This is a genomic window from Bradyrhizobium erythrophlei, assembly GCF_900142985.1.
In the GTDB taxonomy this organism is placed as follows: Bacteria; Pseudomonadota; Alphaproteobacteria; order Rhizobiales; family Xanthobacteraceae; genus Bradyrhizobium; species Bradyrhizobium erythrophlei_B.
On sequence record NZ_LT670849.1, the window covers coordinates 7,117,442 to 7,139,131 of the forward strand.

The 21,690-nt window shown below is 60.1% G+C and carries 22 protein-coding genes; 7 read left to right on the top strand and 15 right to left on the bottom strand.

The genetic code is table 11. The features are described from left to right. Positions 1-859: 859 nt before the first annotated feature. Complete coding sequence (locus BUA38_RS37375) at positions 860-1,015, top strand: hypothetical protein (protein WP_156898869.1); 156 nt, start codon at positions 860-862, stop codon at positions 1,013-1,015. A 238-nt stretch (positions 1,016-1,253) separates the two neighbouring features. Here BUA38_RS37375 and BUA38_RS34265 read toward each other — a convergent pair whose 3' ends face one another. From BUA38_RS34265 to BUA38_RS34310, 10 genes are all read right to left on the bottom strand, one after another. Then, positions 1,254-1,919, bottom strand: coding sequence for a recombinase family protein (locus tag BUA38_RS34265; protein ID WP_244553136.1), 666 nt, complete (start codon positions 1,917-1,919; stop codon positions 1,254-1,256). 96 nt (positions 1,920-2,015) lie between these two features. Then, positions 2,016-2,315 (bottom strand): hypothetical protein, encoded by a 300-nt coding sequence (locus BUA38_RS34270; RefSeq protein WP_072825102.1) that lies wholly within the window; start codon positions 2,313-2,315, stop codon positions 2,016-2,018. Beyond that, on the bottom strand, positions 2,305-2,682 hold the full coding sequence (locus BUA38_RS34275) for a DUF5681 domain-containing protein (protein ID WP_156898870.1): 378 nt from the start codon (positions 2,680-2,682) through the stop codon (positions 2,305-2,307). The genes BUA38_RS34270 and BUA38_RS34275 overlap by 11 nt, the downstream gene beginning before the upstream one ends. 80 nt (positions 2,683-2,762) lie before the next feature. Continuing rightward, positions 2,763-3,542, bottom strand: a complete 780-nt coding sequence (locus tag BUA38_RS34280; RefSeq protein WP_156898871.1) for a hypothetical protein — start codon at positions 3,540-3,542, stop codon at positions 2,763-2,765. Positions 3,543-3,870: 328 nt separating this feature from the next. Further along, positions 3,871-4,179, bottom strand: coding sequence for a hypothetical protein (locus tag BUA38_RS34290; protein WP_072825110.1), 309 nt, complete (start codon positions 4,177-4,179; stop codon positions 3,871-3,873). A 205-nt stretch (positions 4,180-4,384) separates the two neighbouring features. Further along, positions 4,385-4,624, bottom strand: coding sequence for a hypothetical protein (locus BUA38_RS34295; protein WP_156898872.1), 240 nt, complete (start codon positions 4,622-4,624; stop codon positions 4,385-4,387). 46 nt (positions 4,625-4,670) lie between these two features. Then, on the bottom strand, positions 4,671-4,931 hold the full coding sequence (locus BUA38_RS34300) for a hypothetical protein (protein ID WP_156898873.1): 261 nt from the start codon (positions 4,929-4,931) through the stop codon (positions 4,671-4,673). A 10-nt stretch (positions 4,932-4,941) separates the two neighbouring features. Continuing rightward, entirely contained in the window at positions 4,942-5,073 is a 132-nt protein-coding gene (locus BUA38_RS38570) for a hypothetical protein (RefSeq protein ID WP_276328152.1), read from the bottom strand. A 114-nt stretch (positions 5,074-5,187) separates the two neighbouring features. Beyond that, positions 5,188-5,766 (bottom strand): hypothetical protein, encoded by a 579-nt coding sequence (locus BUA38_RS34305; RefSeq protein WP_072825116.1) that lies wholly within the window; start codon positions 5,764-5,766, stop codon positions 5,188-5,190. Then, positions 5,757-6,068 (bottom strand): PadR family transcriptional regulator, encoded by a 312-nt coding sequence (locus BUA38_RS34310; protein WP_072825118.1) that lies wholly within the window; start codon positions 6,066-6,068, stop codon positions 5,757-5,759. Before BUA38_RS34310 ends, BUA38_RS34305 begins: the two co-directional genes overlap by 10 nt. Before the next feature lie 393 nt (positions 6,069-6,461). Between BUA38_RS34310 and BUA38_RS34315 the strand changes: the two genes are divergently transcribed. Both BUA38_RS34315 and BUA38_RS34320 read left to right on the top strand, forming a co-directional pair. Beyond that, positions 6,462-7,577 carry a molybdopterin-binding protein gene (locus BUA38_RS34315; RefSeq protein WP_072826659.1) on the top strand — a complete coding sequence of 372 codons (1,116 nt, stop codon included), beginning with the start codon at positions 6,462-6,464 and terminating at the stop codon, positions 7,575-7,577. A gap of 16 nt (positions 7,578-7,593) precedes the next feature. Continuing rightward, positions 7,594-9,543, top strand: a complete 1,950-nt coding sequence (locus BUA38_RS34320; protein ID WP_072825121.1) for a molybdopterin biosynthesis protein — start codon at positions 7,594-7,596, stop codon at positions 9,541-9,543. Between the two features lie 33 nt (positions 9,544-9,576). On the opposite strand, the gene BUA38_RS34325 is transcribed toward BUA38_RS34320, so the two are convergent. Continuing rightward, positions 9,577-11,868 carry a TonB-dependent receptor gene (locus BUA38_RS34325; RefSeq protein ID WP_072825123.1) on the bottom strand — a complete coding sequence of 764 codons (2,292 nt, stop codon included), beginning with the start codon at positions 11,866-11,868 and terminating at the stop codon, positions 9,577-9,579. 102 nt (positions 11,869-11,970) lie between these two features. On the opposite strand from BUA38_RS34325, the gene BUA38_RS34330 reads away from it, so the two are divergent. Further along, entirely contained in the window at positions 11,971-12,885 is a 915-nt protein-coding gene (locus BUA38_RS34330; RefSeq protein ID WP_083587885.1) for a substrate-binding domain-containing protein, read from the top strand. Positions 12,886-12,987: 102 nt separating this feature from the next. Here the strand turns inward: BUA38_RS34330 and fdhF are convergent, their stop codons facing one another. The 4 genes from fdhF to glp all read right to left on the bottom strand — a co-directional run bounded on the left by fdhF (position 12,988) and on the right by glp (position 19,109). Further along, positions 12,988-15,753 (bottom strand): formate dehydrogenase subunit alpha, encoded by a 2,766-nt coding sequence (gene fdhF, locus BUA38_RS34335; RefSeq protein WP_072825127.1) that lies wholly within the window; start codon positions 15,751-15,753, stop codon positions 12,988-12,990. Further along, the gene (locus BUA38_RS34340; RefSeq protein WP_072825129.1) at positions 15,750-17,459 is read right to left on the bottom strand and encodes an NAD(P)H-dependent oxidoreductase subunit E; all 1,710 of its coding nucleotides are present in this window, start codon (positions 17,457-17,459) and stop codon (positions 15,750-15,752) included. Before BUA38_RS34340 ends, fdhF begins: the two co-directional genes overlap by 4 nt. A 140-nt stretch (positions 17,460-17,599) precedes the next feature. Continuing rightward, on the bottom strand, positions 17,600-17,845 hold the full coding sequence (locus BUA38_RS34345) for a sulfurtransferase TusA family protein (protein WP_072825130.1): 246 nt from the start codon (positions 17,843-17,845) through the stop codon (positions 17,600-17,602). A 10-nt stretch (positions 17,846-17,855) separates the two neighbouring features. Further along, on the bottom strand, positions 17,856-19,109 hold the full coding sequence (glp, locus tag BUA38_RS34350; RefSeq protein ID WP_072825132.1) for a gephyrin-like molybdotransferase Glp: 1,254 nt from the start codon (positions 19,107-19,109) through the stop codon (positions 17,856-17,858). Positions 19,110-19,368: 259 nt separating this feature from the next. Between glp and fdhD the strand changes: the two genes are divergently transcribed. The 3 genes from fdhD to BUA38_RS34365 all read left to right on the top strand — a co-directional run bounded on the left by fdhD (position 19,369) and on the right by BUA38_RS34365 (position 21,679). Next, positions 19,369-20,253 (top strand): formate dehydrogenase accessory sulfurtransferase FdhD, encoded by an 885-nt coding sequence (gene fdhD, locus BUA38_RS34355; protein ID WP_425304936.1) that lies wholly within the window; start codon positions 19,369-19,371, stop codon positions 20,251-20,253. Continuing rightward, the gene (gene mobA / locus BUA38_RS34360; protein WP_072825136.1) at positions 20,246-20,863 is read left to right on the top strand and encodes a molybdenum cofactor guanylyltransferase MobA; all 618 of its coding nucleotides are present in this window, start codon (positions 20,246-20,248) and stop codon (positions 20,861-20,863) included. Before fdhD ends, mobA begins: the two co-directional genes overlap by 8 nt. 96 nt (positions 20,864-20,959) lie before the next feature. Continuing rightward, positions 20,960-21,679 (top strand): DUF2061 domain-containing protein, encoded by a 720-nt coding sequence (locus BUA38_RS34365; RefSeq protein ID WP_072825137.1) that lies wholly within the window; start codon positions 20,960-20,962, stop codon positions 21,677-21,679. The last annotated feature ends 11 nt before the right edge of the window (positions 21,680-21,690 follow it).

A 21,690-nucleotide genomic window follows, 5' to 3' on the forward strand; every position in this document is an offset into this window, starting at 1 on the left:
TGGCGCGCATCGAACCTTGCGTGTCGCGGCTTTTTTATTCGCACCTGAGTTCGGGGTGGAGTCCTGCTTTTTCGTCCGTCATCTGTTTCACCAAACCGGCGATGGCGTCCAAGGTACGTTGGTCGCTGACCTGCTTTGCTAATCTGTTGTATTGAGCAATTTTGTCGGTCAATGGGGTGCACTTTGCACACATGGCTTCACCGCGAGATTTGGGCGGGAGCCTGAAGAACTCTCAGTCACCGATGATTGCCGGAACCGGGCGGTGATGTCAGCGGCCTAAACCTCAAGTCAGGTTCCCGACACAGAAATCTGCGGGCGAGCGCGGCCCTGCTGGGGCACCGGGTGCAGGACCGCGCAGCCGTCCTCCTCCTCGAACCTTCGATTGGACGACCACAGAAAAAATTCGCGAAGTACCCACGCCGTTCCCGCGCCGTCGAGTTTCAAAAAGGGACCCATGGGTCGGGTTCCCAAATACTGCAACTGAGCGCGGCTGTTCCCGGCAGGAGAACTACGGGGCACGGAGCTTTGTTCTCCGGCCGGAGAACTACGGGGCCGCCAACCGAGGCGGCCTTAGCTAAGGCGCTTACGTAGCCGCTCAATGATTTTCCGCAGATCATTCGCGTAATCTTTGATAACCCGCAGACGTTCATCCGAGGGTGGGGGCTCGGGGTCGGGCGCTTGCTCATCTCGCAGTTGTTCGCCGTTGCGCATCGTAGAGAACTTTAGACATCCAAGCTGACGCACACCTTACGGCCGCTGGCCGAAGCCAAGGCCGAACCGGAACAGGTGATCGAGCCTGTCGCAGTGACGCGTGATCCGGGCGAGACGCTGCAATAACCCAGTCCAATAGGGACGCGGTTTGTCCCTTGTCCAACGTCTTATCCCACGTTATGAGCCCGCCGCGCTGAAGCGCATCGAGGTCGGAGCCTACAACCCGCCGGAAGTGAAGAAGACCAACATCGGCGGCACCGTCGATGTTCACCGGCGCGACGCCGTACTTCGTGTTGTCGTGTGACAAGGTGTTCGGAAAATTTTTCCAAAAATTGGAACCGGATTCCTCCAACAGCTCTCGAAATAGAACTGCCGCCGAAAACAGGTCCCTCTGCGAAAAGCGGCGCGCATGTGAACGAAGGGGGGATAAAAATTAAGAGACGTCGCTTTCACCTGCGGCCCCCACCGGCCCGGACGGCTCCCCTTGGGATTTGGCTATGTCGACGGTGGCGTGGTGTCAGGCCGGTGGTGGCGGTGGTGTCCTATTCGAGCATCCGTGCGACGGACGATGCGGAGAACATCGCGCCGCTGGAGTTGCGGTAGCCGTGCTCGGCAAGCGCGACCGAGACCTTGCGGAGCGAGATCGGCCGCTTGTTCGGATCAGGCCGGTGCAGTTGCCGGGCCAGCTTCACCATCTCGGGATCGCGTTCAGCCAATGTCTTGCGACCTTGAGCCCTACCGACGCCGGACGCCCGCTTGCGATCCCGCGCGCCCTTCAGCTTCGCGACCAGCCGGGCCTTTTCGTATTGGTGAAATGCGCCTGCGATCTGCCGCATCATCGTGCGTGACGGATCGCTGTCGTCGGTGAGATCGTCGCCCGATGCGGTGAGCACACGAACACCGCGTGTGATGAGAGCGATGAGACCGAGTTCCTGCGTCATGAGCTGGCGCGCGAACCTGCTGCCGTCCTCGATGATGACGACGCGGACCCCGTTGGACTCGATGCGATCCAATAGGGCAGAGAAGCCCGGCCGCGTCTCGATGGGATCGGCACCGCGCACAGCTTGATCGGTGAACTCGCCGACCAGGGCGAACCCTGCGCGCTTGGCAAAGCCCGCAATCGCCACGCGCTGCCTCGGCTCGCTGTCCTTGTCCGCGCCGATGTTGGCGGCCGACGATGTACGGATGTACGAAACCGCCTCGACCAATTTCCCCTTGCGCGCCATCTGCTTGCCTCCATTTTGTACAAATCTCTCAGGAGATTTGTACAGAACAGGCGGATTCGCGTCAACGAGATGGCGCGATTACAGCGGCCGGAGATCGCGCCGCCGTCTGCCAGCGATCAGCCGCAGCCGATCTGATGCTGTCCGATAGCCGAGCCGACGCAAGGTGGCGGCAATGCTTCGCACCTCGGACGATGTCGCGCCGCTGTGCCGAGCCAGCAACTCGCAGGCGTCGCCTTCGTCGTCATGATCGGCACGAGCACAGGCGATCAGATAGGCATACACGGCCGGGATCGTTTCAAGGACCGACAGGTCGGTGCCGGTGTCCGGCGTCGCGTCCAGCCTCGTTAGCTCGGCAAGATCACCTGCCCTAACCGCCATGTTCGATCACCTTCGGCGGTTGGTTCGGCAAAGCCTTGCGGGGTTTCGGCGTGTCGATGTTGCCCAGCAACTCAGCCGCCCTCGCAAACCGATCAGCGAACGCGACGACATCGACCGCGATGTTGAGATCGAGCGTTCGCGGCATCAGATCGGCGACGACGCGAACGAACTTTTCCGGGTGTTCCAGCGCACATGCCTTCAGCGCGGCCTCGCCATGCTCGTTCCAGGCCGCAGCCAAGTCGGCGACAAAGCTGTCGGCCAAACGGTTGCGGCTTCCGCGCTGACGTCCGGCAGGGTTTCCGCTTTGCCCCGGCTTGAACCAGTGCGCGGGCCGCTGCTTCTCGTCTGCTGATGCAGTGTCGCTCATGCCGGGCATCATAGCAGCTTACGAATTTCGCTGCACCCCTGTCTTAGGTAGCTCGGCATCGGTGGTGTTGATGCCGATCTTCACGATGATGCATGCGTCAGTTTCGGATTGTTGTCTGTAAGGTAGGCAAGGAACTTGACGCAGTCTTCCGGTCTTTTCTCAAAGGTGCAGGCTTCGTCGATGATGTGGTCGATGTCGGTTATCTTGAGAAGCGCGCCGAAGGCGGCGCGCGCTGTTACTTCTTGGTTCGGACTAGAAAGAGGTCTCAGCTCGACGAGCTGTCGAAATGCTTGCTCCTCTCTATCCGCGAGTCCGGTAGCGCGCGGCGAAGCCGCGCTTCTATCTCTGTTCCTCTGTTCATATGTTCCGCCACACTGTGTGTCAGGTATGGATGGCGTTTTTGTCGGGTATGGAGCTGCATCCATAGGCGACAGAATCTTGGCAGGTATGAGGTCGTCGTTTTCTGCAACCGGATGCTCTTCTACATCGGGTTCCGCAGCCTGCGGGATGCAGAGCGTGATGTTGACCTTGTCGGTGCTGCCGCCGCGTTTGCCTGCGATCCAGCCGAGGGCTTTGAGCGCGGCGATCCCGCGTTGCACCTTGCGCTCCGAAACGTGCATCTCCTTCGCCAGCAAGTCTTCGCCGGGATCGCAGCGATGGGGTGGTTTGCAGCGGTGGTGAAGCGCGATGCGGTTGCCGAGGCGGACGACGAACTCAAGCGACACGTCGAATGCGGTTAGGTCGAAGGCACCCGCTGCTTCGTTGAACGCGATCATGTATCGGTCGCGACTTCGCAGATCGGTGACGATGTTCCTGGATGAAGTCTGTTGCGCTTTTTGTGCGCCGGGCTTATGGATCATACGCCTGCTCCTCTTCGCGGTGGACCGGCGCTCGTTGCTCTTTCAGGGAGCACAATTCGCCGCTCTCGGTTTTCACCAGCCGAGGGCGGCCCCTCTTTACTCCCGAACAATTTCGCAGGTCAAAGCGCGCACGCCGGAAACGGCGCTGTTACGCGGCCTTCGTTTTTTTTGTTACAACGGCTCGTGCTTGCTATCGCACGATGACGCCGAATGAATCCGGCGCGCGGCTTTTGCGATAAACGAGTTCGGAATTATTTTAACGAAGCGGTGGTCGGCACGTCGTTGTCCGTCTCGCGCGAGCTTCCGGCGAGGCGACGGCCTGTGGCTATCACCAGTCGTTGAGTTCGAGGATCAGATCAGCATTGGGACCCTCATCGGGATCAGCTCTGCCGCTAAGTGCATTCAGTTGATCGTTCATGCCTGCAAGTCGTATCTGGATCGTTTTCAATCGCATTTCGAGTTCGCTGGCCATCGACACCGTGAACGCGCCGAGAAAACAGATCAGCGTGTCAGTCTGACCCAGACTGAAAAACCATGGTGCGGTCAACGCTCCGAGTACCACGATCACCATTCCAGCGCGTCGCCACGACCGCATCCGACGATACTTTTTCAGCGCGCCCTTAAGCTCGAATTCCATCTCGCCCCTCTCCGAACACTCAATAATCGTAGACCTGTTCGCTAGCTGGGGGCAGGTAGTTTGCCGGTATCCACAGCCGAAAACATAGTTGGACGGGCAAACCAACTCGCCCGTTACCGACCTACCATGTTCCAGATCAGCGCGAGCGCCACGATGATCGCCATGCAGATCAGGGTGCGGCGGCCGATGCGGTTCAAGTGGTCTATCAGGCTTTCTTGATAACTATGATGTCGTAGAGCCCAACACTGAACCCAGTGCTCTTGTGATCATGCACAACTTCGTAGCTGCCATCATTGCGTTCGAGTGCATCTAAGGCAACGCGCTGAAATCGGCGGACAGAGTCCTCGCTATCTTGGTCGACGGCCATGATCGAGAATGTATCCTCGCTGTTGATCATCACTGTGTGCAACGGAGAGCCTTGTTTCAACCGGTGATAAGCGTCCATTTGTTACCCCTTATCTAGTAGTCCTGTCACGCGGTGTCGCAATCGATTATTTGCCGAATACCGCTACAAGAACTGCGACGATGATCCCGACCAGGCCAATCAACGCTGCTGCTTTTGCCCACCACAACGTGTCGGCTTGAAGCTTTGACGCCTCACTATCCTTCTTCGCGAGCCAACCCTCCACATCGCTGTGCGATACTTCCGGCAAAACTGAGGTGCCACCGACACGAGCGTATTGTAAGCGCTCTCTGACATTCGACGGACCGAGTTTATCGAGCATGTCGATCTGTTCTGCTGTGAGTGGCAACACTTCACCTCTAGCTGTCGAACTGATGCGCGGCGATGGCGTCGCGCTTGGTCGGGTTCTCCTCAGCAAAGTAGTCCCGCATGGCCTCGACGAAGCCGCGCGCAACCTGCGGCGGGAGATCGAGCGGCGGCTTGCGGATCATGTGCTCTCGTCTTCGACAAATCCGGGGGGCATCTTCGGCGGATCAACTCCATCGCTGATCTCATTGTCGCTGACGGCGACGCTGGACCGGATTCGTTCTGCGACTGGATTTTTTCTACTCAGAACTGGTTTTTGTAGCTGCCAACCGCTTTTGTGCGTCTCGGGTTAAACCCCGCAAAATCCAACGATAATGACCATAAGTAAGCAGAGCAACGATAGAGATAAAAAGCCCATTTAGGGCAAACAACGTCAACAGGCGAAAGTCACCCGATAGCAAAGGGCACAGCCATGTTGACGAAATCGGGCACAGCCACGCTGAAAGTTTGATTTCGATGAAATCAGGAAGGTGTCCGGGAATAAGCTTCGCTCCGACTAGGCCCAAAATGGCACCCAACAGCGTCAATTTCAAAGCCCGCGATCTTGGCGTCTCGCCTTGCATCTCATAGCGAATGCGCATTGCGAGAAAAGCAAAACTCAATGAGTGCAAAGTCTGAGCGGTCGGGCTTCGCAGATCATCGATGATGGCAAGCCATTCGCTCTCGGCGACGACGCGCTCATCTTCGGGTAGCCGTGCTGCTGCGAACTTTACGAGCCAAGTGCAGAACGGCTTATGCTGTGCGCCGATTTCCGCTCCCAGCCATCGGCCAGTGATGGCCAAGACGATCTTTGCGAGAATGCCAAGGATTACGCCCACGCGAGGCCCCCATTCGGCGCAACGGTGGGCGCATTCTCGCGGTAGGCCGTCTGACCGGCCGCAGTTAGCTTGTAATACCTACGTTTCGGGCGTCCGAGTTCGACTGGGTCATCGTCCTCCCATCGATCTTTCAGCCACCCGGCGGACTTAAACCTGATCAAGAGCGGATAGAGCGTGCCGGACAGGATGCCGGTGCGCTCCGCAATATCAGCGCCGGACAGCTCGCGGTTCCCGGCATCGAAAAACGTGTGAAGCACTTTCAGTCCCTTTGCGCTGAGGCGCGGTTCTTTCGCTTTGGCCATAGCTCCGTCTTTCACACTCCATCCCCTTACTAGAAACTCTACATAGGGTGAGTCGGGGCCGCCATTCAAGCGGGAACAACGTCACACAAAACGTCCTACAATGCCCTGCCCCAGCCTACTTAAGCTATTGAACTGATTTGTGGAAATGGTACCCAAAAGCCGGATCGGCCCCGCTAGGGAGCGCCACCCTTAATTTCCAACCATCCCGATGTCCTTTTTTCCGCGCCGCCGGTTCGCTTCGCGGGTGTATTTATCGGCTCGCGCCAGCGCGGTGTGATCGTGTGCTGCAATGATGTCGTGAGCCGACGATCTGGCTAGCAATCGACCGGCCACATCGGGCACCATCGGCAACCGCAGTTGCCCGCCCCTGCAATCCGTGATCCAGAAATGGCCATGAAAACCGCCCAACGCTTGCCGGCTTCGCTCACGGCGCTCGATGCGGCTCTCGCCGCGCTCCTCGACGGTCTCGAACCGATCGCGGCCGCAGAACTGCCGTTGGCTGAAGCGCTCGGCTGTGTGGCGGCCGATATGGCGCCGGTCGGGGCGTATCCATCGCGAAACGTCGCCCTGGCTGACGGTTGGGCGTTGCGCGCCAGCGATCTGGTGGGTGCGTTCGCCTATGCGCCGCTCCCATTGACCTCGGCGGCCCATTGGGTCGATGCCGGCGATCCAATTCCCGATGGCTGCGATTGCGTGATCGATGCCGACGGCGTCGACCAACAAGGCCCGATTCCGCAGGTCGTGACTGAAGCCCTGCCGGGGTACGGTGTGCGTCGATGCGGCGCCGATTTTCCGGACGGCTTCACGATCGTCCCGGGCATGCCGCTTCACCCACTTGACATCCTGTTTGCCCGCGCGTCCGGGCTTGAGAAAATGAAGGTGCGTCGGCCGAGGTTGCGCGTGGTCAATGTACCCGCAACCAGCGGAGACATCGGAACGGCGCAGCTCATTCAGGAAGTCGCGCGACGCGACGGCGCCGACGTGACTTCCGCCACTGCAAAATCGCGCGACGCCGCCTCGATCGCTGCCGAACTGGAGCCGATGGGCTTCGATCTTTTGATTACGATCGGCGGCTCCGGCGTCGGCCGCACCGACGCGAGCGTCCTCGCAATCGGCCAACGCGGTGATGTTGTTGCTCATGGTCTTGCTCTGAGACCCGGCGCGACGTCAGCGATCGGCAGGATCGAAAGAACCCCGGTCATCGCGCTGTCCGGTTCGGCCGCTGACGCGATGGCAGCGTGGTGGACACTGGGACTTCCTGTGCTGGATCGACTGTCCGGACGGAAGCCCCGGGAAACCACGACCCTGCCGTTGGCGCGCAAACTTGCTTCCAGCGTTGGAATTACCGAAATCGCCCTTCTCGAGCGAGACGGCGGCAGTTGGCTGCCGCTGGCGCTGGCGGATCTTCCGTTCAGGGCTATCCTGCAGGCCAGTGCATGGCTGGCGGTCCCAGGAAACAGCGAAGGATTTGCGGCGGGAACACCGGTCAGCGCCTATATCCTGCGTTAACGCCGCGAGTGCCGACATGACCGAGACATCGTTGCCGAAGGGCCGCAACAGCATCGATCAGGATCAGTTCCTGACGATCTTGTCGCGTGAGGAAGCGATGGCGCGTTTTGAAGCCGCGTTGTTTCCACGGGAATTATCCATCGAGCAAAGGAAGCTTGCGGAGACGTTGGGTTGCACGCTGGCGAGAGATATTTTCTCACCGATCGACGTACCGCCGTTCGACCGTTCAAACGTTGACGGATTTGCGGTCCGCTCGACTGATCTCGCTTCGGCGGCGGAATTCGCGCCGGTGCAACTGACCTTGAACGAAGAAGTCATTGCGTGCGGCACGGCTCCGACCCATCCGGTCCTGCCTAAAACAGCGACGCCGATCGCAACCGGGGGGCCAATTCCGCGCGGCGCCGATGCTGTTGTGATGGTGGAGCATACCCAGCTCTTGGGGGTTCGCGCGATCGAAGTGCGCCGCGCCGCTTCACCGGGACAGTTCGTGTCATTTGCAGGGTCCGATATCGCTCGCGGCGAAGCGCTTTTGCGGGCTGGCACAGCGATCGGGTCGCGGGAGATCGGTATGCTTGCGGCCTGCGGAATTGCCGAGGTCCCGGTTGCGCGGAGCGTGCGCGTCGCGGTGATCTCGACCGGCGACGAGTTGGTCCAGCCCGGAGAGGCATTGCGACCCGCAGCGATCTACGACAGCAATGGAGCCATTGTAGCCGCGGCGATCGACGAGAATGGTGGCAACGCGGTGTTTTGGGGCGCCGTACCCGACGACGAACAACAGCTCGAAGCGACGATGCAGCGGGCGCTCGCCGAAAGCGACATGGTCGTGCTGTCGGGCGGGACCTCGAAAGGAGCAGGCGATGTCACTCACCGCATTATCGCGCGCCTTGGCCAGCCCGGGATTATCTGCCACGGGGTTGCGCTCAAACCGGGCAAGCCCCTTTGCCTGGCCGTGTGTAAGGATAAGCCGGTGGTGATCCTGCCGGGCTTTCCGACCTCGGCCATGTTCACCTTCCACGACATGATCGTGCCGATACTTCGGCGCATGGCCGCCCTCCCGCCGCGCGCGGACGCGACGGTTACGGCAAAAGTGCCGGTGCGGATTGCCTCCGAACTCGGGCGCACCGAATTTGTCATGGTCTCGCTAGTCGACGGCGCTGACGGCCTGATTGCCTATCCGTCCGGCAAGGGATCAGGAGCCATTACATCCTTCTCGCAGGCTGACGGCTTCTTACGGATCGACGCACTGGCTGACCAAATGCCGGCCGGCAGCGAGGCTGAAGTGACCCTGTTCACCCCGCATGTACGAGTACCCGACCTCGTCATTGTGGGCAGCCACTGCACGGGCCTCGATCTCGTCACGGCGCCGTTGGCGCATGCCGGTCTTACGGTGCGTTCGATTGCGGTTGGCAGCCTCGGCGGGCTGGCGGCGGCGAAACGCGGCGAGTGCGATCTTGCGCCAATCCACCTGCTCGACGACAAGACCGGAACCTACAACACGCCTTTTCTGAGCGCGGGGCTCGAGCTGGTGCCGGGCTGGCGGCGGATGCAGGGGATCGTGTTTAAAAAAGGCGATCAGCGTTTTGAAGGTTTGAGCGCCGAACAGGCCGTGCGAGCCGCGATCGCCGACCCCAGCTGCATCATGGTCAATCGCAACCACGGCGCTGGCACGCGCATCCTGATTGACCGCCTGCTCGGCGAAGCGCGCCCGGATGGGTACTGGAACCAGCCGCGATCGCATAATGCAGTCGCGGCCGCGGTGGCGCAGGGACGCGCCGATTGGGGCATGACCATCGCGCCGGTCGCTCGCGCATCGGATCTTGGCTTTATCCCTTTCGCCGAGGAACATTATGATTTTGCGGTTGTCACGGCGCGCAAACACCGACCAGCGGTACAGGCCTTCCTCAGCGCCCTCGCCTCGCACCAAACTCGTGCAGCACTCGAGAGCGCCGGCTTCAGACCGGCATGAACGCTTTCGCGGATCACGGCACGCAAGCCTCCCTCACAACGTCATCTGAAGGCTGAGCAGATATGTCCGCGGTGTCCCGAGGTAAGCAGTGTTGGCGCCGGGACTTCCCACAATGTTGCCGTCGGCAATCGACGAATAATAGAACGTATTGCCGATGTTCAGCACCTGAAAGCGCGTGGTTACAATGTGTTTGTCGACGGTTTTGGAAAAGCGAATTCCGGCGTCGAACGTCGCGTAAGACGGCGCAAATGAATTGTTCAAATTGGTTGCCGCGCGTTCGCCCTCCGCGTGAACGCCGCCTGTCAGCGCGAAGCCTAGCCAAGCCGCCGGGTGATAGTCGAGGGCGACGTCGGTTTTGAAGAGCGGCACACCCACGACCAATCGGCCGTCAGTCGAAGCTACCCCTGTATTCAACAGCCTGGCGTCAATGTAGCTGATACCGCCAAATACCGAGAGGTCTTGAACTACCTCACCTTGGAGGAACAGTTCGGCGCCGTTATTCCGTTGAGTACCCACGACCTGAAATACGTTTGTGGCCGCTACCGTTTCCGCCAGCGGGCGCGTCATGTGGAACAGCGCAAAGGTTGCGAGCAGTCTCGGCGTAACGGCGTATTTCACGCCAACCTCGTATTCCTCATCGTGGTATGGCGCGAGGAATGCGTTTGCATTGGCAGTACCGGCCGGCGCCTGGTCGCTCTGTTCGACGCTGTTTGCCCAAGTGGCATAAGTGGTGATCTTTTCAGTCGGCTTGTAGATCAAGCTTACCGTCGGGCTAACGACACCGTCCGCCGAATTATTACTCGTCACACCACCAGCGGCGTTCCAGCTTTGCGAATGCAGGAAGGATGTGCTGAGCACGCTCTGTACGGCCCACTGATCGTTGAAATGGAATGTGTCGCCAGTGATGATCGTCTGGTTCTGAAGAATTGCGGATTTGAACTGGCCGCCGTTGTTTGGAACGGGCGGCAGGTTTGTGAATACAATAGGATCCGCCAGATTTGACACCCCGGAGAGATTCTGCGCTATCGAATTTACATAGGAATACTGGCCGTTGAAGAATCCGTTGGTCCCGATGGTCAGTTCGTTCCGGAAGCCAAACAGGTCGAATTTTCCATTCAACGATGCTGTGTTGCTGGCGATGGTGAAGTGCGGAACGGCGTTGAAATTCTTGGTGACCGTAAAATTCCCGTTATTGTCGACAAACGTATTGGTGATACCGAAGAGATTCCGGACGGCATCCTGATAGAGGCCGCCAATCTCGAAGTTCCAGTCATTGTTGAACTCGTGCTTGAGCTTGACGAGACCGGTGTTGGTGATGAGGTCGGTACCCGCGCCCGGCTGTCCCAAGCCCAACTTGGTCGGATCGACCGCCGCCGGAAGGACGATGTTCGGCTTACCGAAATAAACGATACTACCAGGCAGTCCGGTGATGTTGGTTTCGTAGTGGCTGAAATTGGTTTCGACAACGGTTCGATTGCCCAAATAGAAATCGAGCGCTCCGCTTGCCAGCGTCCGATTGGTCGAACTCTCCGGCGCCCAGCTTTCGCCTTCGCCATGGACCACGTTGAAGCGGTAGCCCACCTTGCCGTCGGGCGTGCGTCCGCCAACGTCGACGCTCTCGGTGAAGACCGAAGTGGAATCGAACCCCTGCGTGTAGCTTGCATACGGCGTGTCGGTCGGCCGCTTCAAGACGTAATTGAACACGCCCGCGGGAGTGGCGGGACCGTAGAGCGATCCTGCGAGCCCATTCAGGACCTGAATGCCGGCCAGATTTTCGGCCGGAATTGCGGTCGTGCCGATGATGCTGAGCCCATCCATCCTCGTATTTTGCACGACGGTGCCTTGAAAGCCCCGCGCTTGCGGACGAGAAACCTCAAAACCCTGCTGATTCCGGATCTCTACGGAGGGCAGGTATCGAAGTGTGTCGTTGACGGTCTTTAGTTGCAGGTTCTCCATCATGTCCTGTGGGACCGACGTGATCGAGAACGGCGTGTCGAGCACGTTGCGATTGCCGAGCGGCCCAACGCTCACGCTGCGAACGTCGTAGTTCGGGTTCGTCGCGGCGTTGTGGACGCCGCCCGCATCAGCTTGCGCCGGTGCGGCGGCCGGAACCGGCGGCTGCGTCGGCCGGTTCGCCGATCGCTTCTTTTTCTTCGGGGCGCCGCTCTGTCGCGTAGCCTGCTGGCCCTGCTGCTGACCAGATGCGGGTTTCGAGGGATCCACCGTCACAGGTGGCAGACCCGGCGCTTGCTGAGCCCGCGCGACTTCAAACGTCTCGCACGTTAATCCCACCAGCAAAATGCTGGTTGTCAGCGCATATTTCATCTCTTTAGCCCCCGCCAATTTCCCTCTAGGATCGCGGCCGATCGCTGAGAGATTTTATCGTTATATTTCTAGGGATATAACGCTCTGTTCGGAAGTACTTTTATGCAACGCAGGCAAACAGACTATAGCCGCCAGGACACGATTGAAAAAACAAATGAAGCGATCCGAATGACCGATCGACGAAGCGCTCGACGAACCTTTACGCTCCCTGCCCTCGTCAGCCTGTCAATCGCCAGTTCCATCCTTTGGACGCCGGCGCGGGCAGACACGTTGAAGGTGATGGCCGCCGGCAGTCTTCGCGCAGCCATGACCGATCTGCTGCAGCGCTTTCCACGACAGTCGGATGAGGTCGACACGCCAGAGTTCGGCGCCTCAGGTCTGATGCGTCAGAAGATCGAAGGCGGCGCGGCCGTCGATGTTTTCGCGTCTGCGGATCTGGAGCAGCCGCACAAGCTCGCCGCGGGTCACCCCGAACGCCTGGTGATCCTCTTTGCGCGAAATAGCCTGTGCGCGCTGGCTCGCCCCGGCCTCGCGCTCAACGAAACCAGCTTTCTCGATCGCCTACTTGACCCCGCAGTGAGGATCGCGACCTCGACTCCTGGCTCGGATCCGCTGGGGACTTACAGTTGGGAGGTGTTCGCACGCGCTGATGCAGTCAGACCAGGAGCGCGCGCGACGTTAGAGGCAAAGGCAAAAAAGCTGGTCGGTGGTGGCGAGAAAACGCCACCGCTGGTGCCAGGAAAGGGAGCTATCGAAGGCATCTTTCTTTCCGACCAGGCGGATGTCATGCTGATTTATTGCAGCGCCGTCTCAGCGGTGCAAAAAGAAGTTCCGTCGTTGACCTCGGTTAAACTTCCACCGACGCTTTCCGTCGAGCCTGCGGACGGGTTGATCATCATCAACAGCAAGCCTGTGGCCCTGCGCTTTGTTGCATTTGTGATGTCCGAAGAAGGACAGGCGACGCTGCAGAAGCACGGCCTGGAACCAATAGCATCGGTGGGACCACGCAACCCCTAGCGAGGCACGGCACGCCAGAACCAGCCCCACCGACGTTCCGATCGGGCGCGCCTGCTCTGAGAGGTGCTGACGCGCCCACCGCTTGATCCGGGCTATCGTGGTTTATTCCGCCGCCGTTCGTATCTCGATCTTCTCCGCGCGGGCAGCGCAGAATTTGAACTCCGGAATCTTGCCGAAAGGATCGAGCGCCGGATTGGTCAGAAGGTTCGCGGCCGCTTCGGCATAGCAGAATGGCATGAAGACCATATTTTCCGGTACGTCGCGGTCAGAACGCACCTTCACCTCGATAGCACCCCGCCTCGTTTCCAGACGAATGAAGTCGCCGGGCCACAAGTTCATTCGCCGCATATCCTTGGGCGACATGAAGGCGACCGCCTCGGGCTCGATCTGATCAAGCACCTGGGCACGACGGGTCATGGAGCCGGTATGCCAGTGCTCGAGAACGCGGCCGGTCGAGAGCACCATCGGGTACTCATCGTCAGGCAATTCGTCGGGCGGGATGACCTTCGCCGGCACGATCTTGCCTCGACCGCTCTCGGTCGGGAAACCGGTGGTGAAGATGATTTCGTTGCCGGGCTTGTTCGGGTCATCAACCGGATAGGTCACCGCGCCTTCACGCACCAATCGATCCCAGGTGATGTTCTTCAGCGATGGCATGAGTTCGGCCATCTCGGTGAAGACCTCGCCCGGACCCGAGTAATTCCAAGGCAGCCCCATGCGCTTGCCGATCTCCTGGATGATCCAGAGGTCCTGGCGCGCATCGCCCGGCGGTTTGACGACCTCGCGGGCCAGCTGCACGCGGCGATCGGTATTGGTGAAGGAGCCGGATTTTTCCGCAAACGCAGAGGCCGGAAGGATCACGTCGGCGTGGAACGCAGTCTCGGTGACGAACAGATCCTGCACGACGAGATGATCCAGCTTGGCCAACGCTTCGCGCGCGTGCTGCAAGTCGGGATCGGACATCGCGGGATTTTCGCCCTCGACATACATGCCGTGAATCTGACCGGCATGGATCGCATTCATGATCTCGACGACCGTGAGCCCGCGCACGGGATCGAGTTCCTGTCCCCAGAGCTTCTCGAACGCACCTCGCATGTCGTCGCGACCGACCGGCTGATAGTCCGGCAGGAACATCGGGATAAGACCGGCGTCGGAGGCGCCCTGCACATTGTTCTGACCGCGCAGCGGATGCAGTCCCGTCCCCGGCCGCCCGATCTGGCCCGTGATCAGCGACAGCGCGATCAGGCAGCGCGCATTGTCGGTGCCGTGCACATGCTGGCTGATGCCCATGCCCCAAAAGATGATGGAAGATTTCGCGCGCGCGTAGGTCCGGGCGACCTCGCGCAGGGTCTCGGCGGGAATGCCACAGATCGGCGCCATCTTCTCCGGCGTGAACTCGGTGATCTTGGCCTTCAGGTCGTCATAGCCTTCGGTGTAGCCGGCAATGTATTGCTCATCGGTCAAGCCTTCAGTGATGATCGTGTTGATCATCGCGTTCAGCATCGCGACGTCACTGCCGGGCTTGAAAGCGAGATGCTCGGTCGCGTGGCGCGACAGCGTCTGGCGCCGCGGGTCCATCACATACAGCTTGGCGCCGCGCTTGGCGGCATTCTTGATGAACGTAGCAGCGACGGGGTGGTTGATGGTCGGATTGGCACCGATCACCCAGATCACGTCGGCATCCGCGGCGGCCGCGAACGGTGCCGACACCGCACCCGAGCTTAGTCCTTCGAACAACGCCGCGACCGACGAGGCATGGCAAAGCCGCGTACAGTGGTCGACATTGTTGGAGCCGAAACCTGTCCGAACGAGCTTCTGGAACAGATAGGCTTCTTCGTTCGATCCCTTGGCAGAGCCGAAGCCGGCCAGCGCCTTGGGACCCTTCTCGTCTCGAATCTTGACGAGGCCCTTTGCGGCGAGGTCGAGCGCCTCTTCCCATGACGCTTCGCGGAAGTGGGTAAAGGGATTTGCGGGATCGACCTGGTCGTTGGCGTCCTTCTTGACGCCTGGCAGCCGCACCAGCGGCTTGGTCAGGCGATTGGGGTGGTGGATGTAGTCAAAGCCGAAACGGCCTTTGACACAAAGTCTATTGTGATTGGCCGGACCGTCGCGGCCTTCCGCGTAGATGACCTTCTCGTCCTTGACTTCGTAGGTGACCTGACAGCCGACCCCACAGTAAGGGCACAGGGAATCAACCTTCCGATCGGGATAGGTGACGCGGGTCTGGTTCTCGTCGAGCATCACGGCGGGCATCAGCGCGCCGGTCGGACAAGCCTGGACGCATTCGCCGCAAGCCACGCAGGTCGACTCCCCCATCGGATCGTCAAAGTCGAACACGATCTTGGCGTCGTGGTTACGATAGGCCATGCCGATAACGTCGTTGACCTGCACCTCGCGACAGGCACGAACGCAGAGGCCGCACTGGATACAGGCGTCAAGATTGACGCGCATGGCAGGATGGCTGGCGTCGCCCTGCCAGCGCTCGGCCGCCGGGAAGCGGCTTTCGGTAACTTCGATCTTTTCCGCCCAGTGCCAGAATTTCGAGTCCGGGTCGTGAGAGGTCGCCCGCGGCGGCTGGTCGGCAACCAACAGTTCCATCACCATTTTCTGTGCGGCGATGGCGCGGTCGCTCGCGGATTTCACCTTCATGCCGACGGACGGCGTCCGCTTGCACGAAGCCGCCAGCACGCGCTCACCCTCGATCTCGACCATGCAGGCACGGCAGTTGCCGTCGGGTCGGTAGTCCGGCGCGGGCGAATAGCACAAATGCGGAATCTCTCGACCCTGGCGTTTGGCGACCTGCCAGATGGTTTCGCCCGCATTGGCCTCGACTTGCTTGCCGTCGAGCTCGAACTGGATCTTGGTCATTCCGCGGCCTCTTTCGGCACGAATTCTTCCGGAAAATATTTAATGACGGACGTCAGCGGATTCGAGGCCGCCTGCCCCAGCCCGCAGATCGAGGCGTCACGCATGGCCTGGCTCAATTGACCAAGCAACTCCTGGTTCCAAACGGGCCGCTGCATCAGTAAGGCAGCCTTTTCGGTGCCTGCACGACAAGGCGTGCACTGTCCGCAGCTTTCGTCCTCGAAGAACTTCATCAGATTGAGGGCGGCTTCCCTGACGCTGTCGGCCTGCGAAAGAATGATGACCGCGGCGGAGCCGATGAAGCAGCCGTATTTCTCCAGCGTGCCGAAATCGAGAGGGATGTCGTCCATGTCAGCCGGCAGGATGCCGCCTGAGGCGCCGCCCGGAAGGTAGGCGTGGAACGTGTGACCGTCCGCCATACCGCCACAGAATTCGTCGATCAATTCACGCACGGTAACGCCTGCGGGCGCGAGTTTCATGCCGGGATTCTTGACCCGACCCGAAACCGAATAGCTGCGCAGGCCGTGACGGTCGTTGCGGCCATGGCCTTTCCACCAGTCGGCCCCCTTCTCGACGATGTCCCGCACCCACCACAAGGTCTCGATATTGTTGATGAGCGTCGGCAGGCCGAATAATCCGACTTGAAACGGATACGGCGGTTTGTGGCGCGGAAGTCCACGTTTGCCTTCAAGACTTTCCAGAAGCGAGGATTCTTCACCGCAAATGTAGGCGCCGGCGCCGCGTCGCATATGAATCGTGGGTCCGCCGGGCGGCAGCTTTGCAATTTCGGTTTCGAGGATTTGGCGCGAGGCCGGATATTCGTCGCGAAGATAGATATAGACGTCAGTCGCTTCGACCACATGCGCGCCGATCAGCATGCCCTCCAGAAAGCGGTGCGGGTCGGTTTCGAGGTAGTAGCGATCCTTGAACGTGCCAGGCTCGCCCTCATCGCCATTAACGGCCATCAGCCGCGGGCCAGGCTCGCCCAGCACCGAACGCCATTTGCGTCCGGTCGGAAAACCCGCGCCGCCAAGGCCGCGCAAACTCGCATCGTCGAGCGATTTCAGTAGATCTTCTTTCGGAAGAGCGCCGGATCGCAGGCGCGAGAGCAGCTTGTATCCGCCATCCGCTATGTAGGCGTCATACCCGACGTAATCTGGAACATGGGTATGCGTATCGCCGCTCTTCGCTGCCGCAAGCACCTTGGAGACGGTCGCATGATCCACGAAGTTGTGGCCGACCTCGGCAGCCGGAGCAGTGTCGCAACGGCCGACGCAGGGCGCGCGCACCACGCGAACGCCTACGCCGGCTTTGCTCTGTAGTTCCTGCAACAGTCTTTCGCCACCGAGCATCGCGCAGGTCAGCGAATCGCAGACGCGAATGGTCAGCGGCGGGACGTTCGGTTCGCCCTCCTTCACGATGTCGAAATGCGCGTAAAAAGTTGCGGTCTCGAACACCTCGGCGAAGGAGAGCTTCATCTCGTCGGCCAGGGCGGCCAGGTGCGCGGCCGAGATCTGATGATACGTGTCCTGGATCAGGTGCAGGTATTCGATCAACAGGTCGCGTTGTCTGGGCCGGTTGCCGAGCAAAGCTTCAACTTCGTGCGCGGCCGCCGGATCGACCTGACGCCCTTTGGGGGTCGATTTGGCTCGTTTTCGCCCCTCGCCGGGGTGCTCAAAGGCGCGAACTTTGTGGACGTCTTCGCTCATGCAAACCAGTTTCCACCCAATATCGACTTAGTAGACATTAGCCTCTGGTATACCAGAGGCAAGGTGTTTTAGAACACGTCTAGATGAAGAGAAATTATCCTTTCCGCCAACGGCTTGCATAATCGGTCTCCAGCGCTGCGTTAGGCTTTGGCAATTGTCGGCTTGGCTTTTTCGATCAGAAAAACGATTCTTCGGTCGCCGCGTTCGGTGATCTCGACCTTATCGCCGGTCTCTCGAATGAGGTTCGGGATATCGATGACGGACAAAGGGTCGGTGCAATGCACTTCGAGAACGTCGCCGGGCGACACCGACGTGAGCGCCTTGCGGGTCTTGAGCGCGGGTATCGGGCATCGAAGACCGGTGAGATCGAGCTTGATGGTGGCCATGCGCTGGAACCTACAACAGGTCGGCGTAGCCGAGGAACCCAACGCTGTCTCCCGGAGCGACCTTGATGACGTCTTCCCTGAGTTCGACGAGGCCATCGGTTTCGACCAGCGATGACAAAAGGCCAGCTCCTTCGCGCGGGAATTTTATCGCCTCCAGCGGGCCGTCCTCGGCTTTTCGAAGGGTAACGCGAACGTATTCGCGGCGGCCGATCTTTTTCCTGTAAGTGAACGCCGCACGGACCGGTAACGCTACCAGCGGTGCGGGCACCGATCCCAGAAGCGCCAGCACGGTCGGCCGCACCACATGGACAAATGTAACAAAGCTCGCCACGGGATTTCCGGGTAAACCAATCAAGGGCGTTCCATCGATAACCCCCATGGCCACGGGACGGCCAGGCTTTATGGCCATGCGCCACAGAACAAGCGATCCCGCTTTTTCAACCCCGGCTTTGACGTAGTCCTCTTCACCCGTCGAAACACCGCCCGTGGTCAGAATCAAGTCATGCTGCGCTGCTGCTCGCTTGAGCGCGCTCGACAGCGACGTAGGCTCGTCTCGCAGAATCCCGAGGTCGCTGACCTCACAGCTGAGCCTGCGCAGCATCGCCATCAACATGTAGCGATTGGAGTCGAAGAGTTGAGAGGCCGCCCGCGTCGTGCCGGGCGAGGCTAACTCGTCTCCGGTCGAAAATACTGCAATGCGAAGGCGTCGCACGACGTCCAGGTGCGTCAATCCGAATGCGGCGGCAAGCGCGACGTCCTGAGGACGCAGCCGGTGACCAGACCTCAGGGCGATATGACCCTGAGGTATGTCCTCGCCCGCCGGCCGAACATTGGCGCCGGGCTTGAGGCCCGCAGGCAAGACCACATGGCCGGCGTCATCAATCCGCACGTCTTCCTGCATAAAAACCGTGTCGGCGCCTTGCGGCATCGGAGCGCCCGTGAAGATGCGAACCGCATGGCCGGGCGTTGCAGCTTCGGCGCTGGCCCCCGCCTGCACACGCCCGCTCAGCGGGAACGCGCGCTCCTCGCCGCTCGGCAACTCCCGACTTCGAACGGCGTAACCATCGACGGCGGAATTGGTGAACGGGGGAAGCGGCAGAGGCGCGGCAAGATCGTCGGCGAGGGTGCGGCCATCGGCTTCCACCAATGGAACCGCTTGGCTCTCGCCGATCGCCCTGACGCGTGACGTGATGATGCCGACGGCCTCGTCGACCGAAAGCATCGGTCCACCGAACGCAAAGCAGTCGTCCGACAGCTGCGCCATTAATTCTCGAATCCTTCGCCGCCGAGGCTACTAGTGGTCCAATTCTAACATTCGCACCCTGCTCGATCTGCCACTTTTGCGGATGTTAGAATTGGACCACTAGCAAATATGTGTTTCTAGTGGAGTTTAGGATTTGACATTCGCTTTAGGAACCCGCGGCCGGCTGGGTAGCGAATGTCAAATCCACTCCACTAGGTAAGTATCCGTGATCCCTATATGCTGCGTAAGGCAGTATCATACAACCCTTGGCGAGTTGACCGTGCTTGAGAAGACCCCCGCTCCGCTGATCTTTCCGAATCCGGCTGATCCGCGTCTGACGGAAAGCGTCACGGGCATTGACCAGACCGGCGCCAAGACCGAAACCAAAGTGCCGGTCGAGCGTCCACTGACGCTGTATCTCAACGCGCAAGAGATCGTCACCATGATGACGATCAACGATTATCCGGAATATCTCGCGCTTGGGTACCTGCTCAATCAGAACATGCTCAAATACGACGATGCCGTCACCGACGTCGAATATCATGACGATCTGCAGGTCGTCGTGGTACGCACCGAGCATCACACCAATTTCGAAGCCAAACTGAAGAAGCGCACTCAAACGTCAGGGTGCGCTCAGGGCACTGCGTTCGGCGAATTGCTGGACGCGTTCGGGAGCGTGGCGCTGCCGCGAGCCACGCTACGCACGTCTTGGCTGTACCAAATGACCCACGAGATAAACACCGTGCCGTCGCTTTATCTGGAAGCCGGCGCTATTCACGGCTGCGCGTTATGCAAGGAGGGATCGCCGGTCTGCTACACGGAGGATGTCGGCCGTCACAACGCGGTCGACAAGATCGCAGGGTGGATCTATCGCCACGGCGTCGATCCCTCCGACAAGATCCTCTACACCACCGGCCGGCTCACCTCGGAGATGGTGATCAAGACGGTACGAATGGGCATTCCCATCCTCGTGTCTCGTTCCGGATTTACCGCCTGGGGTGTCGAGCTCGCGCGACAAGTGGGGTTGACGCTGGTTGGTCGCGCGCGGGGGAAACGTTTTATCGCTTTGTCAGGCGAGGAGCGCATCGTCTACGACCAGAACCTCCAATACATCGAAGAGGAATCTGCGCGTCACAAGCGCAAGGGTGAAGGTAGCGATGACTGAAATCCCCGGCGTCATTTTGGCTGGGGGACTTGCGCGCCGGATGGGTGGCGGCGACAAGCCGATGCGAACCATCGCCGGCAAGACCATTCTAGAACGCGTGATAACGCGTCTCGGCGCGCAATGCGACGGGCTGATCTTGAACGCGAATGGCGACCCTGCCCGCTTCGCGCAGTTCGGCTTACCGGTCATTGCGGACAGCGTTTCAGATTTTCCTGGTCCGCTCGCCGGCATATTGGCGGGACTCGATTGGATGGCGATAAACCGTCCCGACACCAACTGGATGTTGAGCACAGCGGGCGACTGCCCTTTCCTGCCCCGCGATCTGGTGGTCCGGCTCGATCAAGAGCGAAGGCGGCAAAATGCGGAACTCGCGGTCGCGGTCTCCGACGGCCAGACGCACCCGGTAGTGGGGCTTTGGAACGTTCGCCTTCGAGAGGACCTTCGCCAGGCATTGGTCGTCGAAGGCATCAGGAAGATTGACCGCTGGACCTCGCGCTACCCGATTGTCGCCGTCTCCTGGCCAACCGAGCCGTTCGACCCCTTTTTCAATGCGAACACGGTCGAGGATATTGCCGAGGCGGATAGGCTTGCGGCGCTTGATTCCCCGTAGTGGCCGCGAATATCTCCTTCCATTGTTGCATTTCCGTCTTGGTTTTCGGCGAAGCTTCGAGCTTCGGCCCTGCCCCCAAAGCTCACCGGTGTTCGCATGAGACGCGAGATCACAATCGGAATTGCGGTCGTCGCGGGCGCCGCCGTGCTCGAAGCCGCGCTGGTGCCGGGTCTAATTCTCGGAGGCGCAGCGTGGCTCGCGCCGCGCCTTCTCGGCGGAGGGCGCGGCCAGACGGGCCGAAAAAAGGTCAAGCCCGCAGCGACCGCCACCTCTTCACGCGAAGTCACCATAAAGCAGCCATCCGAGCTACTCGCCAGATCGCAACTTGGCCGAGCGATTGCAAAAACCATCACGTTTCGCGTGGTGGTCACGACGCTCGATTTCACTACGAACTATATCGTTATCGGAGAGCTCGCGACCGCGGCGGGCCTGTCGACCTTCAATCTGATTGCCGGCCCCATCTTCTATTTCGCCCATGAGGCCGTCTGGAACCATCTCGGTCCCGCCGATGGCGATGCCGGCGTCCGCGTGCAATTGCCGACATCAAGCCCCGACGACGAAGCAACCGCGCTGACGATCAGCCCGGCCCTCGCCAAGACGATCACCTACCGCACGATCGCAACCATCGTCGACTTCACCACCAATTACGTTGTTGTCGGCAATGTAGCCGAAGCGACGATCCTGTCGGCAACCGGCTTCTTCCTCGGACCATTCGTCTATTTCGGCCATGAAAAGGCCTGGGAATATCTGGCTGGCGATCCCAAAACGAAAGCGCCCCCGACAAACGAAATTGCCCTGCTTCCAGCACTGGGCTAGCTGCTTCCGGC